This is a genomic window from Halomonas sp. LMYGS-3 (assembly GCF_059509875.1).
In genome coordinates, this window is record NZ_JCAKFQ010000011.1 from 37,572 (window position 1) to 50,615 (window position 13,044).

Consider the following 13,044-nt stretch of genomic DNA (forward strand, 5'->3'; position numbering starts at 1 on the left):
CGCCGGCTGCTGCACCGCACTAGCCATGCATGTCGCGAAACGCCTCGATCACATACCCCACCAGGGCCTCGTTCGCCTCGCCCGCGCCGCCCCGCTTGACCAGTTCCAGCTGGTAGTCGCCGAGGGGCGGCAGCAGGGCCCTGTCGATCCGGCGCAGCGGCGGCCGGATCAGGGCCAGCGGGAAGGGCGAGACCGCCAGGTCGGCGAGCATGGCGGCCTCCTGCCCGGCGGAGTGTTCGCAGGTGTAGGCGATGCGGTAGCTCACCCCGGCCCGGTCGAGGGCATCGAGGGCCATCCCCCGCCAGGCACAGCCATGGTGGGCCAACGCCACCGGCAGCGGCGAGCGCTGGGCGGCGATCCCGCCTTCGCGCCCGGCCCACACCAGCGGCTCGCTGTGCACGATCTCGCCCTGCACCGCCTGCCCCGGGTTGCCGGAAGTGACCAGCACCAGGTCGAGCTCGCCGGCGTCCAGACGCGCCAGCATCCCCGCACTGCTGCCCACCACCACGTCGACCTGGACCGCCGGGTGCGAGCGGGCGAACCGCGCCAGCACCCCGGGCAGGATGCGCGTGCCGACGTCATCGGTGGTCCCGATGCCCACCCGCCCCTCCAGCGACGGCGCCAGGAACTGGGTCACCGCCTCCTCGTTGAGCTTGAGCAGCCGTCGCCCGTAGCCCAGCAGCACCTCGCCCTCCGGCGTGAGGCGCACCCGACGCGCCTCGCGTACGAACAGCGGCTGGCCGAGGGTCTCTTCCAGGCGCTTGATCTGCATGCTCAGGGCCGACGGCGTGCGGAACACCTGCCGGGCGGCGCGGGTGAAGCTGCCGCTCTCGGCGATAGCGACGAAGGTGCGCAGCACCTCAGTATCCAGCAGCGGCAACGGTGCGCACCCAGTGGATGGCATCTGGGTCATGGCCCCAACCTTTCAGAAATTCTTAACGGTCAATGTAGACCTTTTCGCTGGATTCATCAAAAGGCCAGGCCCATGCTGTCCCCCAGAGGTCGCGACCCTCCACCCACCCGCAAGCAGACACCGGCCGCCGCCCGCCTGGCGGCCGCCTGGATGGAGGTGCGAGATGAGCCAGTACGAACCGATTCGCCGCCCGAGAGTCGTCGCCGACAAGCCGGCGCCACCGCCCGCACCGGACTTCTATATGCCGGCCATGCCGCCCTTGGGGCTGATCACCGCCGTGGAGCACTGGTGCCACGCCTTTCGCCGCCGGTGGCAGTTCCGGCGACGCTTCCTGCCGCTGCTCGCCCATGACGACCATATCCTCGACGACGTGGGCCACCGCCGCGACGACATCCTGTGGGCATCGCGCCTGCCGCTGCGGGTCGATGCGCTGAAGGCCCTCGAGGAGTGCCGGGCGCTACGCAAGGCCCAGCAGGGCCCTCTTGACCTCAAGCAGAGTTGAGAACCCAGGCCCCTGGCGAACCGTCGCCGGGGGCCTGATCCGCGGCCGCGAGCCGGCCGCTATTCCCCTTCCAGGCCGTCGAGCAGCTTGCCGAGCAGCCGGCCCAGCGTCTCCTGCTCTTCCCGGCTCAGGGCAGCGAGCATGCGTGCCTCGTTCTCGACATGCAGCGGGACGAGCCGGTTCATCATCTCCAGCCCCTGCTCCGTCAGCGAGACCAGGGTGCCGCGACGGTCCTCGGGGTTGGGGGTACGCACGATCAGCCCGGCCCGCTCCAGGCGATCCAGGCGGTTGGTCATGCCCCCGGACGACACCATCAGGGTGCCGAACAATTGGGTCGGCGTCAGCGCATAGGGCGCGCCGGCGCGGCGCAGGGTGGCCAGTACGTCGAACTCGCCCAGCTGCAGGCCATGGGTCTTGAAGAAGGTCTCCAACTGGTTCCGGGTGATCAGCTGGCTGGTCTTCAGGTAGCCGACCACCTCCATCGGGAGCAGATCGAGGCCGGGCATCTCACGTTGCCACTGGGCGATCGCCGATTTCACTCTGTTCATTGCCAACCATTTATCTCGATGCTAAGATACTTTTATCTTGATGATAAGATACTTTGCGAGAAGATACTTCCCGCCGAGCTACGGGAGGAGGGATGATGTCGAACGCAACACTGTCGCGCAAGAGCTCAGATCGGGCCGGGCTCTACGCCTTGGGCTGCCTGCTGCTGGTCGGCACCTTCCTGGCGCTGTCGCTGGTGGTGGCCAAGCTGGCGGACGGCGCGGGGGCGCCGCGGCTGACCTTCCTGATGACGGCCATGGCCGGCGCCGGGATCGTGCTGGGCGCCATCGGAGCGCTGCAACGGCAGTCGATGGCGCTCAACCGCCGTACCCTGGAGTACGCCGCCGTGGCCGGGGCGCTGTTCGCCGTGCCCAACGCCCTGGCCTTCCTCGCGGTACGCCATGTCGGCGCGGGCTTCATCTCGCTCAGCTTCGCCTTCCCGATCCTCCTCACCTGGTTGCTGGCCGTCTGGTTGAGCCTGGAACGCCTGCGCGCCCTGCGGCTGCTGGGCGTGCTGCTGGGACTCTCCGGCGGGCTGGTGCTGGCCGCGGCCAAGGCCGGCGGCGCCGGCGGTGCCCAGGGGTGGGTCCTGCTGGTGCTGGCCATGCCGCTGGTGATCGCGCTCGGCAACATCTACCGCACGCTGCGCTGGCCCGACGGCACCGCGCCGGTGTTCCTGGCGGCGCTGATGATGTTCGGCGGCGCCGTGACGCTGCTGCCCTTCGTGCTGCTGCTCGAGCCCGGCCAGTCCCTGGCGCTGTTCACCACCGGGGCCGCCCTACGGCTGCTGCTGGTGGAAGTCGCTGTGTTCTCGGTGCTCTACCTCTTCTACTTCGTGCTGCAGAAGCTCGCCGGCCCCGTCTACCTGAGCCAGATCGGCACGGTGGCGGCGCTGGTCGGCACGCTGATCGCGGTGCTGGCGCTCGGCGAGGCCCCGCCCCCCAACCTGGGCCTGGCCGCGCTGCTGGTGGCGCTCGGTACCGTGCTCTTCCATCGCGGCGCCCGCGCCGCGTCCGTCCCGAGTGGCGCCAGGACCACCTGATAGCGTCACGTTTCCCGACAAGGAGTCATCATGAGTCTCATCGAAGCCCTCAACTGGCGCTACGCCACCAAACGCATGAACGGCGAGCGAGTGCCCCGGACACAGGTCGACCGGATCCTGGAGGCGGTGCGCCTGGCGCCCTCCTCCTACGGCCTGCAGCCCTACTCCGTGCTGGTGATCGAGGACCGGGCGCTGCGCGAGCGGATCAGTCCGGTGGCCTTCGACCAACCGCAGATCACCCAATCCTCGCACCTGCTGGTGTTCGCCGCCTGGGATCCCGTCGAGGAGGCCCAGGTCGACGACCTGATCCGGCTCACCGCCGAGACACGCGGCCAGCACCCGGACGAGCTGGCGGCATACGGGAGCACCATCAAGGAGGCCGTCGGCGGCTTCGCGTCGACCCACGAGAAATTCCAGTGGGCGGCCAAGCAGGCCTACCTGGCGCTCGGCACGGCGCTCGCCGCGGCGGCCGCGGAGCGCGTGGACGCCTCGCCCATGGAGGGCTTCGACCCGGCGGGGCTGGATGACCTGCTGGGGCTCAGGGAGCAGAACCTGCGCAGCGTGGTGCTGATGGCGCTGGGCTATCGTGACGGCGAAGCCGACCGGCACGCCGGCCTCGAGAAGGTGCGCTGGCCCCGGGAGAAGCTGTTCCTCCATATGAGCGAGACGTGATCTCTCGGCAGGCTGTTCATCCGGAGCCTACCCGGAACACGGGAGGCGCGCCCTCACTCGACCCTTCGGGAGGCCCGGATGAACAGCCACCAACCACCGGCTCACTCCACCACCTCCAGCACACCGGACATTCCCCTGTTGCGGTGGCTGGGCAGGAACCACAACTTTTTCCCGCAATAGAAGACCACCCGACCCGGGACCTGGGGTGTAAAGCGGATGACCTTCTCCTCACGCTCCAGCTCCTCCTCGATATCGAGCCCCAACGCCTCCGACTGGATCACCAGGTCATGCGGCGCAAGGCCGCTCTCCCGGCTGACCACCAGCTCCACCGGGACGCCCACCTTGACCTGAATATGCTCGGGCTCGAAGAAATAACTGCCACCGACGAGGCGGATACGTTGCACACCGTCGCCGTCGGGCGTGGCCACATATGGCTCCGCATTGGCCCAGGCCTCGCTCGTGGCCAGGGTAATCAGCGCCGCCATCATCAGCATTCCCACCCAGATGATTTTCCCGTCTATCTTGTTGTCGGCTACCATCATGTCTGCCTCTGGTTACACATCATCACCGCGGGAGCGTGCCCTCGCTGCGTCCCAATACCATGAAGGAGCGAGGATCTGCCACGTTTTTCGGGTTTCTCTTGGTCGCCCCAATCGGCACTAACTTACACTGTGCTTATGAATCGGGAGACACCATTCATCCACTCCAGAATAGCGGGCCACGAGGTGGTCGATTTGATAACACGGGACCTTGCGCTTAGAAATCTTCTTTATTTTTTAGTATATTCAATACGTTATCGGCAGCTCTTTGCACATGGTTGATAGCTGCTTTTCCAGCGGCAATTTCATCATGCAGCTCTATCGATGAAACAATTTCATCTAGCTCATGTATTGTCTCCTCAAGTCGACCTGGGCGATTAAATGATACAGCTCTAAGAAGATTAATACGATTATTGAGAATATTGACAAGATCTTTCAGCACTGAATTCTCTTCAATGCCAAACAAGACAGAATAAAACAGCTTCTTTTTCTCTAACAGTTCAGTTCCTGACGGATTACCCTTTGTCAAAGAGCGATATTCTTCCAATGATAAGCGCAGACTTTTTCTGTCTTCACTACAGCTGTGGTTCACAAAGTTTCTTACGGCCAAAGCTTCAAGCTCTGCTCGAATTTGATATATCTGCTTAGCCTCGCCCAAGCTTACTTTAGCAACAACTGCGCCACGGTGAGGCACCAATTCAACTAGTCCTTCGGCCTCAAGCGCTCTAAGTGACTCTCTCAACGATGTTCTGCTTACATCAAGAGCTTCACACAACTGTGGCTCAACAAGCCTCTCCCCTGGCTTCAAACGTCCAGAAACAATTTCTTCGCGAAGCACTTCTTGGACTTGATGGCGCAGAGAAGTGATTTCTCTTTTCAGCTTCATTTTAATTAGCCCCACTGGCACTACATTAATGCAATGATACGATAATTCAAAATCGACAAAAAATCAACTAGAAATGATATTCTCTTTCCTGTCAATGAGCCATGTGGAAGAACACAAACAAGAGAGTGAAATCCATAGCCCTCCTAAGTCCATTTCGACCGGGACAGCCATGCTCAATGCAGCTTCATTCGCGGCCTAATAAACCGGTTGAGGCCGGCCACCACCATGGTCACGGCGGTCTTGACGCTGCCGTGGATGGCGCGCTGGTGCATGCGGTAGAGCGAGGCGTAGAAGAACTTCGCCAGGTGCCCCTCGATGAACAGGCTGCGCGCCGAGGCGCCGCGCATCAGGCTACCGATCGCCTCGAAGTGGGCCAGCGAGATCAGCGAGCCGCGGTCGCGGAACACGAAGTCCTTGAGCGGCCGGTCGTCGAGCCGGGCGCGCAGGTTGCGATACAGCAGCGAGGCCTGCTGGTGGGCCGCCTGGGCGCGCGGCGGCACCGGCTTGTCGCCCTCCTGGGGACAACTGGCGCAGTCGCCGAAGGCGAAGATGGACGGGTCGTCGAGGCTCTGCAGGGTGGGGTGTACCTTGATCTGGTGGTTGCGCTCGGTGGCCAGCCCCAGCTCGGAGAGGAAGGGCGGGGCCTTGATGCCTGCGGCCCAGACGCTGAGGTCGGTGGCGATGCGCGTGCCGTCGGCGGTGGTGAAGCCTGTGGCGTCCACGTCGGTGACCCGGGTGTCGAGGTGGACCCGCACACCCAGCTTCTCGAGTTCCTTGTGTACTGCCCCGGAGATGCGGTCCGGCAGGGCCGGCAGGATCTTCGGCGCCGCCTCGAGCAAGTGCACCGAGAGCTGGCCGCTGTCGAGGCGGGTGAAGCCGTAGCTGTGCAGCATGCGCGAGGCGTCGTAGAGCTCGGCGGCGAGCTCCACCCCGGTGGCCCCGGCGCCGACGATGCCCACGGTGAGGTGCGAGTGGTCGCGCCGCTCGGGATCGCTGTAGCGCAGGAAGGTGTTGAGCATGTCGCGCCGGAAGGCCTCGGCCTGGGCCGGGCTGTCCAGGAAGTGACAGTGCTCGGCGACCCCCGGGGTGCCGAAGTCGTTGCTCACGCTACCCAGCGCCAGCACCAGCAGGTCGTATTCGAGGCGTCGCGGCGGCAGCACTTCGTTACCGTCGTCGTCGAGCACGGCGGCCAGCTCCAGGTGCTTGTGTTCGCGATCCAGGTCGCACAGGGTGCCGCGCTGGAAGCGGTAGCCGTTGGCGCGGGCGTGCCCCTGGTAGGAGATCTCGTCGAGGCCCGAGTCCAGGGCGCCGGTGGCGACCTCGTGGAGCAGGGGCTTCCAGATGTGGGTGGGGTTTCGGTCGACGAGCACGACCTCCCCCTTACCACGCTTACCGAGTTGCCGACCGAGCAAGGTCACCAGCTCAAGACCTCCTGCACCTCCACCGACAACCACAATGCGTTGTAGCGCCATGTAAGAATCCCTATATAATAATTTGAATTCAGCAATTCAGACGATGAGTTTCACTATTCTTTTTACTGTACGCGAACGGAAAACCTCTTGAAGCACCCCGTTGCCGTCGCTATCGTTTCTAAAGTTTCAGCATTAAAAAGAACTGAGTCAGAGAAAAAGATTTTAGCCCCACCACCAACTAGCTTACCGCGGGCAACTAAGCTATCACCAGGGCGAGCCTTGCTGATGTAGTTAATTGACAAAGACAATGTAGAAGCACGCGCATTTTTTCCATGTTCATCAGGATGAAACCCACAATAGCCACATGCCACATCCAGTATTGTAGCAGCAATGCCGCCCTGCAAAGTGGAGTGAGTGTTCATATGACTCTCATCAACCTTCATAGACCATTCGCAAAAATTTGGCTTCCACACAACAAGCTTTATCCCGAGAGACTCAGCGAAAGCATTGTCCATTCAAATACCCCATGACATTAATTCTCAACTTGGAAGCAGTATTTCTTACAGCTTAAGATATCGAAAGAGATGCATATATGAATATAAAGAATGCCTTACAACTCATTACATTCGCTCACTACCTGGTCTGACAATTTTCCTGCTGATCCAACGCAACACTGGTCTCTCAGTGCTGCTGCCCGGTGTCAGCCACAACACCACCTGCAAGCACATGCATAAATTGCTGCAGGTCGTGCACGAGCATAACCAAGAAAGACGCTTGCAGGGCCCATCGAGATCGACAATGTATACATTGACGGCGAACGGGCGCAAAGCGCAGGCGCGGCGTCGAGAACTACGCTTTGTCTGAAAACTGCCTGCGCTCGCCTACCCGGGGTTAACAATCGGATCAAAGTACTCATTTCCACCTCGTAAACTCCGTCTTTTCACCGATTGATGCTTTATCTGGCCATCGCTCGCCGACTTTGCAGACAAAGCTTAGGTCCCGTTCGTCGCCGCGGTGCAGACCGGTGATGAAAGCCATCCTCAGCGCGTCCAGCTTCGCCGCTTGTCCAGGTTTATCTGGCCGCGGTGCGTCGCTATGCCCAGACTGCTATCATGACAGGCAGTCAAGTGGTCAGGTGGTCAGCAATGGCCTGGGGCGATTCGGTGCCTGATATCCCGGGTTATGCCAATGAACACCTCATGACCGGCGGTGGCCGTACCAGCACGCAGATTCCTGCCTACAACTGGGTTAACGCCTTGCTGGGCAACGTCGAGAACGCCACCACCGGCAGCTACCACGCCATCCGTGGCCAACATGCGCCGCACTACCTGGCAAAGATACCTGAATTCAACCGACGCTACGACCTCACGGCCATGATCCTGCACTTTCTCCAGGTGCCAGTCAGAGCATCGCCGATGCCGTACCGGTTCCTTAAGCAGTCTGAGCCATATAAGTAATCAGGCAACCTCATGCAATCCCGCCGAGACAGACATACTTGATTGACAGATAATCATCCATGCCATACTTGGACCCCTCACGCCCAAAGCCAGACTGCTTAACACCGCCGAACGGAGCAACCTCCGTTGAGATAAGACCGGTATTCACCCCCACCATGCCGTATTCTAACGCCTCGGCAACTTTCCAGACCTGCCGCATGTCAGAAGCATAAAAGTATGAGGCAAGACCAAACTCTGTGTCATTTGCCATGTGAATCACGTCTTCAACTGTTTTGAACTTAAACACAGGAGCAAGCGGCGCAAAGGTCTCTTCACGTGCGACCTTCATTTCCGGGGTGACGCCTTTAAGAACTGTAGGTTTCACAAAAGTACCTCCAAGCGAGTGGGGCTCAGCACCTGTTACGATCTCAGCTCCTTTCGAAACAGCGTCTTGAATATGATCTTCAAGCTTGGCCTTAGCAGCCTCATTAATCAAGGGACCAAGATCAGTACCATCTACGAAACCATCACCGACTTTCATTCCCGCGACAGCATCGCCAAGCCTCTTCACGAAGGCATCGTAAATACCTTCCTGAACATAGATACGGTTTGCGCAAACGCAAGTCTGCCCATTGTTGCGAAATTTAGATACAATTGCTCCCTCAACTGCTGCTTCTAGATCTGCATCATCGAATACGATAAATGGGGCGTTGCCTCCTAGCTCGAGACTAAGCTTAAGAATCTTCTTGGCGCCCTGCCCCATTAAAATTCTCCCAACTTCTGTTGAACCAGTAAAAGTCAGCTTTTTGATAATTGGGTTTTCACACACTTCAGTGCCGAACCCTCGTGCATCTGAGGTCGGCAGGATGCTCAGCAGACCCTTTGGTAGTCCAGCACGTTCAGCAAGTGCTGCCAACGCAAGTGCTGACAGCGGAGTCTCTGCAGCTGGCTTAAACACTACAGAGCAACCTGCAGCAAGTGCAGGGGCAAGTTTTCGAGCAACCATCGCCGAGGGGAAGTTCCAAGGAGCTATAGCGGCCACGACACCTACAGGTTGCTTCAATACAACAATCCGCTTGTCTCGGTGATGCCCGGGAATAGTGTCTCCGTAAACCCGCTTAGCTTCTTCGGCGAACCATTCGATATATCCTGCACCATAAGTAATTTCTCCACGAGCTTCTGCAAGTGGCTTACCCATCTCGGCAGTTAGAATAATGGCAAGATCCTCTTGGTTATGAATTATAAGGTCATACCATCGGCGCAGAATCGCAGCGCGCTCTTTCCCTGTCATTTCGGCCCAGGCCTCTTGAGCCGTAGACGCCTGATCAATCGCGAAGCGAATTTCTGTGAGTGACAAATCTGCCACCTCTGCAAGCACCTCTCCGGTAGCTGGATTTCGAACGGAGATTTTCTTGCCTTCAGTTGGATCTACCCAGTTGCCAGCTAAAAAAGCCTGCTCACGAAAAAGAGAAGAGTCGTTGAGTCGCTCGATAATGGTAATAGTGTTCATGTTCAATCCTTACACTTGATTGCGAATGTGCGGTGCCCGGGCATAGACCGCCACCATCGGTATGATGAGGGCACCGATGACTGCCTGCTGTGCGGAAAAGCTAAGCCCGAGACCGACGAGAAGTGATGTTAGAACAGTCAGGACAAGTACTCCAAGAACGGTTGCACCGTATCCACCAGCACCGCCAAGGAGTGAAGTACCTCCGATTACAACAGCAGCGACTGTTGTAAAGAGGTAAGGACTTCCCACATCGATATAGCCGCCACCAGAGAACCCAAGAAGGAGCATACCAGCAACTGCAGACATAACACCGGAAATAGAATGGACAGCAATCCACGTGCGTGATTCCGATATCTGAAGGCGAGACGCTGCTGTTCGGTTTCCACCTAGCGCATAGATTCCCAAACCGAACCAAGTATTTCTCAATATCCAAATAGTTACAATAATGATGGCAGCCCAAATAAACACTACCGGCGGCATGTGAATACCGAATGTTGTACCGTTAAATGACGCAAGATTGGTCAGCCATTCCGGAATTACAGCGAAGACGTTTCCACCAAATTCCGAACCGATAGAAGTATAGATTTGTGCCCCTCCAGCAACTGCAAAGCCCACTGCAAGAGACATTATCAGTGCTTGCCCCTGCAGCCGGAGGCTTAAGGCACCATTGACTGCGCCAATGACTGCTCCGAGAGACACAATGATCAGTATGGCAAGCACAGGAGAAAGACCAGATGCGAGCAAACTGGGAAGCAAAATATTGGCTGCGCCGATTACAAAGGGAATCGACAGATCAAGTGCTCCTAGAAGTGCGCACAGAGTCTGACCCAAGGAGGCGATGCCTAGAAATGCCGCAAGCAAAAGTATAGAGCGTGAATTTTGCACTGACAGAAAGCCAGGTACAAACAACTCTCCAAGAAGTACTAAAGTGACAAGAAGCCCGGCGCCAATCAGGATTGATCGATTTCCTAAAAGGCTTGACCATGTTAGGTATCGTTTAGCAGTGTAATCTCTTGTGTTATCCATGATATCTCTCAATGAACTTTTTTGGGAGTAGCAGTGAAAACGTTTACGAGTAACGAAATAGCTAATATTGCACCATAAGCTAGTTGAGTAACGAATCCCGACATGGCACCGAAGTTAAAAGTTCCTAGTAGATAGGAGATCAGGAACAAATTGGTAGCTCCCAGCACAGCACCTCTTGCACTAGCACGTCCTCCTGCCAGACTCGCACCACCGAGGACAAGGGCAGTGATTGCTTGAAGAGTATAAGTGGCACCTTGCGTTGGATCTCCAGAGGAAATCAAAGCTGTATAGCTGAGTGCTGCAAACCCGGCAAAGACACCTCCAAGCATATAAGCGAGTAAACGAATTTGGTCGACACGGATTCCCGCCGTATAAGCCATTCGCTCATCTGATCCAACCAAGCGAAGTTGACGATGAAAACCGGTCATCCTCACGAGTCCCCAGAAGCAGAGGGCCACGATAACCAGCAGGAGTATGGGAGAAAAAAGACGTGGCTCACCGCCACCAGCCCAGCTAAACATCCATTCCGGAGCCACCCCGCCTGGGCGGTTCATGACGATCAAGTTCACCCCGGTCAGAATCAAGTAGCTGGATAACGAAACAATAATTGGCGCGATGCGCACATAGATAATGATTAGAGCTTGAACAAGCTGGAAAACAGCCCCGGCAAATACTGCCCATAGACAAAAGAGTAAGGGGTTAGTTATGTCATTACCCGACAGCCAAGCAATCAGCGTTACATTCAAAAACGCAATTAGCGGACCGATTGCCAAATCTACTGCCCCACGGCCAGCCATGATGATAGGTGTTAAAGCCAAAGTAGCAAGTATAAGTGGGGCAGACACAAGAATAGCGTTGGCAATACCGGATGTCGTGAACAACCCTGGTGAAATTATCAGTGCAATTATTGATAGTGCCACAAACAAAAAAACTGGCACAGCGAGAGATCCTAGTCGATCGATGGATTGTTTAAGTATCATTATTGGACCTCATGAACTTGGTCGAACTTAACATCAGTACCGCGTTCTTGACCAAACATGGCAGCCAGCATGGCTTCTTCATTGATTTCGGTACCAGCCAGTGAGCGGAATAGCGCCCCTTTAAAAAAAACATCCACCCGGTGGGAAAAGCCTATAAACTCTTCGATCTCGCTAGAGAGATAAATGACGGCACCACCTTGCTCAGCGAACGATTGCAGTTCCCTGTAAAGATCACGCTTCGTCCCCAGGTCAACACCACGCGCCGGATCATTCAGCACAATCACACGAGGATGATCCGCGAATGCTCGTGAAATCAGCACCTTTTGCTGATTGCCCCCAGACAAAGATGTAATACGGTTGGATGTCGGACCAGTTTTTATCGCCAACCGGTGAACTTCTCTTTCGAACTGGCGTTGGGCATACACCTTATCGACTTTGCCAACGGGACCAAGATTACGTCGATAGATACCCATTGCAAAGTTATCAAAAATGCTTAGCTGGGGGAATATCCCCTCTCGCTTGCGGTCTCCAGACACCCATGAGATGTGCATATTGTAAGCAACGCGGAGGGAGGTTATTTCATGTTTACAGCCCTTATTGTCAACGCAAACAACTTTTCCATCGGCAACTGAGCTAATCCCCGCAAGCGACCTGGCAAGCTGCTCTTGCCCTTGTCCGTCAAGCCCTGCCAAGCCAACGATCATACCAGGCTCGATTTCAAAGTCGAATTGATCAGCATCTTTAAAAAGCTTTATAGCCGTACCGTGTATGATTGGTGCAGATCCACCTGTTCTTTGTGGAATAACGGCGGGAGTCGCACTAAGGGTCCTTCCGGATTGTGTCATAAGCTCGAGAAGACGCGACTCCGTGATCTCATTTTTTTTCAACACCCCTACGGCCTTGCCGTCGCGCAAAATTGTGGCGCGATCAGCAATATTAATCAGCTCAGCAATACGGTGTGTTACTATAAGCACCGTAGTATTGGCGTCCCTAAGCCGCTTGATTTCTTCGTGAAGTCGCTGGGTCGCATCTAAATCCAGTGCGGCGGAGGATTCATCAAGAATCAGTATTTTTGGCTGACGCAGAAAAGCGCGGACAATTACTATCCACTGTTTTATGTACAAAGGCAGTGTTCCAACATTCGCTGTAAGATCAACTTTATGGCCGACACAGCGTTCCAGAAGCTCCCCGCCTTCCTTGATTCTTTCAGAAAGGCTCTTACCGCGGCGAAGCAGATCATCTGAACCAACATATAAGTTGTCGAGAACGCTTGCTTCATCAGCGACTAGGACTTCCTGAAAAATCGTCGCAACACCACGCTTACGAGCCCCAAGAGGAGAGTGGATAGCCCCCCCTAATATTTCGACATCACCATGATCGTGACTAATAATGCCCGACATGATTTTAGCCAATGTACTCTTTCCGCTTCCATTCTCGCCGACGATGGCATGAACTTCACCGGGACAAGCTTCAAAATCACAGCTCGTTAATGCTCGAGTTTCTCCAAAGCTTTTTGAGACGCCTCGAAGACGTATTGAGATGTTCATAGTTCGAGTCACCTTACTCAGACTTTATAACCT

At 56.9% G+C, this 13,044-nt stretch carries 13 protein-coding genes and 1 pseudogene; 4 read left to right on the forward strand and 10 right to left on the reverse strand.

Going from position 1 to position 13,044, the window contains the following annotated elements:
• Positions 1-19: 19 nt before the first annotated feature.
• A complete protein-coding gene (locus tag AC5W54_RS12180) occupies positions 20-913 on the reverse strand; it encodes a LysR substrate-binding domain-containing protein (protein ID WP_495962363.1) in 894 nt (297 codons plus the stop codon).
• A 163-nt stretch (positions 914-1,076) separates the two neighbouring features.
• Here AC5W54_RS12180 and AC5W54_RS12185 point away from each other — a divergent pair, with 163 nt between their 5' ends.
• Positions 1,077-1,415 carry a hypothetical protein gene (locus tag AC5W54_RS12185; protein ID WP_495962364.1) on the forward strand — a complete coding sequence of 113 codons (339 nt, stop codon included), beginning with the start codon at positions 1,077-1,079 and terminating at the stop codon, positions 1,413-1,415.
• A 59-nt stretch (positions 1,416-1,474) separates the two neighbouring features.
• Here AC5W54_RS12185 and AC5W54_RS12190 read toward each other — a convergent pair whose 3' ends face one another.
• Complete coding sequence (locus tag AC5W54_RS12190) at positions 1,475-1,963, reverse strand: MarR family winged helix-turn-helix transcriptional regulator (protein ID WP_495962365.1); 489 nt, start codon at positions 1,961-1,963, stop codon at positions 1,475-1,477.
• 95 nt (positions 1,964-2,058) lie between these two features.
• On the opposite strand from AC5W54_RS12190, the gene AC5W54_RS12195 reads away from it, so the two are divergent.
• Both AC5W54_RS12195 and AC5W54_RS12200 read left to right on the forward strand, forming a co-directional pair.
• The gene (locus AC5W54_RS12195) at positions 2,059-3,003 is read left to right on the forward strand and encodes a DMT family transporter (RefSeq protein WP_495962366.1); all 945 of its coding nucleotides are present in this window, start codon (positions 2,059-2,061) and stop codon (positions 3,001-3,003) included.
• Positions 3,004-3,033: 30 nt separating this feature from the next.
• On the forward strand, positions 3,034-3,675 hold the full coding sequence (locus tag AC5W54_RS12200) for a nitroreductase family protein (protein ID WP_495962367.1): 642 nt from the start codon (positions 3,034-3,036) through the stop codon (positions 3,673-3,675).
• A gap of 101 nt (positions 3,676-3,776) precedes the next feature.
• Here AC5W54_RS12200 and AC5W54_RS12205 read toward each other — a convergent pair whose 3' ends face one another.
• The 4 genes from AC5W54_RS12205 to AC5W54_RS12220 form a co-directional block, all read right to left on the reverse strand.
• On the reverse strand, positions 3,777-4,217 hold the full coding sequence (locus AC5W54_RS12205; RefSeq protein ID WP_495962368.1) for a hypothetical protein: 441 nt from the start codon (positions 4,215-4,217) through the stop codon (positions 3,777-3,779).
• A gap of 214 nt (positions 4,218-4,431) precedes the next feature.
• Positions 4,432-5,100, reverse strand: a complete 669-nt coding sequence (locus AC5W54_RS12210; RefSeq protein WP_495962369.1) for a GntR family transcriptional regulator — start codon at positions 5,098-5,100, stop codon at positions 4,432-4,434.
• Between the two features lie 173 nt (positions 5,101-5,273).
• Positions 5,274-6,572: an NAD(P)/FAD-dependent oxidoreductase gene (locus tag AC5W54_RS12215; RefSeq protein WP_495962370.1), complete on the reverse strand. Its 1,299-nt coding sequence runs from the start codon at positions 6,570-6,572 to the stop codon at positions 5,274-5,276.
• Positions 6,573-6,634: 62 nt separating this feature from the next.
• Positions 6,635-7,027 carry a PaaI family thioesterase gene (locus AC5W54_RS12220; protein ID WP_495962371.1) on the reverse strand — a complete coding sequence of 131 codons (393 nt, stop codon included), beginning with the start codon at positions 7,025-7,027 and terminating at the stop codon, positions 6,635-6,637.
• Positions 7,028-7,141: 114 nt separating this feature from the next.
• Here AC5W54_RS12220 and AC5W54_RS12225 point away from each other — a divergent pair.
• Positions 7,142-7,969: pseudogene (locus AC5W54_RS12225) on the forward strand (transposase); the annotation flags it as partial.
• Positions 7,970-7,979: 10 nt separating this feature from the next.
• On the opposite strand, the gene AC5W54_RS12230 reads toward AC5W54_RS12225, so the two are convergent.
• Genes AC5W54_RS12230 through AC5W54_RS12245 form a run of 4 tightly spaced genes read right to left on the reverse strand, consistent with a single transcriptional unit; the run spans position 7,980 to position 13,011 of the window.
• Positions 7,980-9,458 carry an NAD-dependent succinate-semialdehyde dehydrogenase gene (locus AC5W54_RS12230; RefSeq protein WP_495962372.1) on the reverse strand — a complete coding sequence of 493 codons (1,479 nt, stop codon included), beginning with the start codon at positions 9,456-9,458 and terminating at the stop codon, positions 7,980-7,982.
• Positions 9,459-9,467: 9 nt separating this feature from the next.
• Positions 9,468-10,484 (reverse strand): ABC transporter permease, encoded by a 1,017-nt coding sequence (locus tag AC5W54_RS12235; RefSeq protein ID WP_495962373.1) that lies wholly within the window; start codon positions 10,482-10,484, stop codon positions 9,468-9,470.
• 8 nt (positions 10,485-10,492) lie between these two features.
• Positions 10,493-11,464, reverse strand: a complete 972-nt coding sequence (locus tag AC5W54_RS12240) for an ABC transporter permease (RefSeq protein WP_495962374.1) — start codon at positions 11,462-11,464, stop codon at positions 10,493-10,495.
• Complete coding sequence (locus AC5W54_RS12245; RefSeq protein WP_495962375.1) at positions 11,464-13,011, reverse strand: ATP-binding cassette domain-containing protein; 1,548 nt, start codon at positions 13,009-13,011, stop codon at positions 11,464-11,466. Before AC5W54_RS12245 ends, AC5W54_RS12240 begins: the two co-directional genes overlap by 1 nt.
• Positions 13,012-13,044: the final 33 nt, after the last annotated feature.

Bases quoted from the DNA above. Each gene is read 5' to 3' on its own strand.
- AC5W54_RS12205 (WP_495962368.1), bottom strand. From the start codon at position 4,217: ATGATGGTAGCCGACAACAAGATAGACGGGAAAATCATCTGGGTGGGA.
- AC5W54_RS12180 (WP_495962363.1), bottom strand. From the start codon at position 913: ATGACCCAGATGCCATCCACTGGGTGCGCACCGTTGCCGCTGCTGGAT.
- AC5W54_RS12210 (WP_495962369.1), bottom strand. From the start codon at position 5,100: ATGAAGCTGAAAAGAGAAATCACTTCTCTGCGCCATCAAGTCCAAGAA.
- AC5W54_RS12220 (WP_495962371.1), bottom strand. From the start codon at position 7,027: ATGGACAATGCTTTCGCTGAGTCTCTCGGGATAAAGCTTGTTGTGTGG.
- AC5W54_RS12200 (WP_495962367.1), top strand. From the start codon at position 3,034: ATGAGTCTCATCGAAGCCCTCAACTGGCGCTACGCCACCAAACGCATG.
- AC5W54_RS12240 (WP_495962374.1), bottom strand. From the start codon at position 11,464: ATGATACTTAAACAATCCATCGATCGACTAGGATCTCTCGCTGTGCCA.
- AC5W54_RS12215 (WP_495962370.1), bottom strand. From the start codon at position 6,572: ATGGCGCTACAACGCATTGTGGTTGTCGGTGGAGGTGCAGGAGGTCTT.
- AC5W54_RS12190 (WP_495962365.1), bottom strand. From the start codon at position 1,963: ATGAACAGAGTGAAATCGGCGATCGCCCAGTGGCAACGTGAGATGCCC.
- AC5W54_RS12195 (WP_495962366.1), top strand. From the start codon at position 2,059: ATGTCGAACGCAACACTGTCGCGCAAGAGCTCAGATCGGGCCGGGCTC.
- AC5W54_RS12245 (WP_495962375.1), bottom strand. From the start codon at position 13,011: ATGAACATCTCAATACGTCTTCGAGGCGTCTCAAAAAGCTTTGGAGAA.
- AC5W54_RS12230 (WP_495962372.1), bottom strand. From the start codon at position 9,458: ATGAACACTATTACCATTATCGAGCGACTCAACGACTCTTCTCTTTTT.
- AC5W54_RS12235 (WP_495962373.1), bottom strand. From the start codon at position 10,484: ATGGATAACACAAGAGATTACACTGCTAAACGATACCTAACATGGTCA.
- AC5W54_RS12185 (WP_495962364.1), top strand. From the start codon at position 1,077: ATGAGCCAGTACGAACCGATTCGCCGCCCGAGAGTCGTCGCCGACAAG.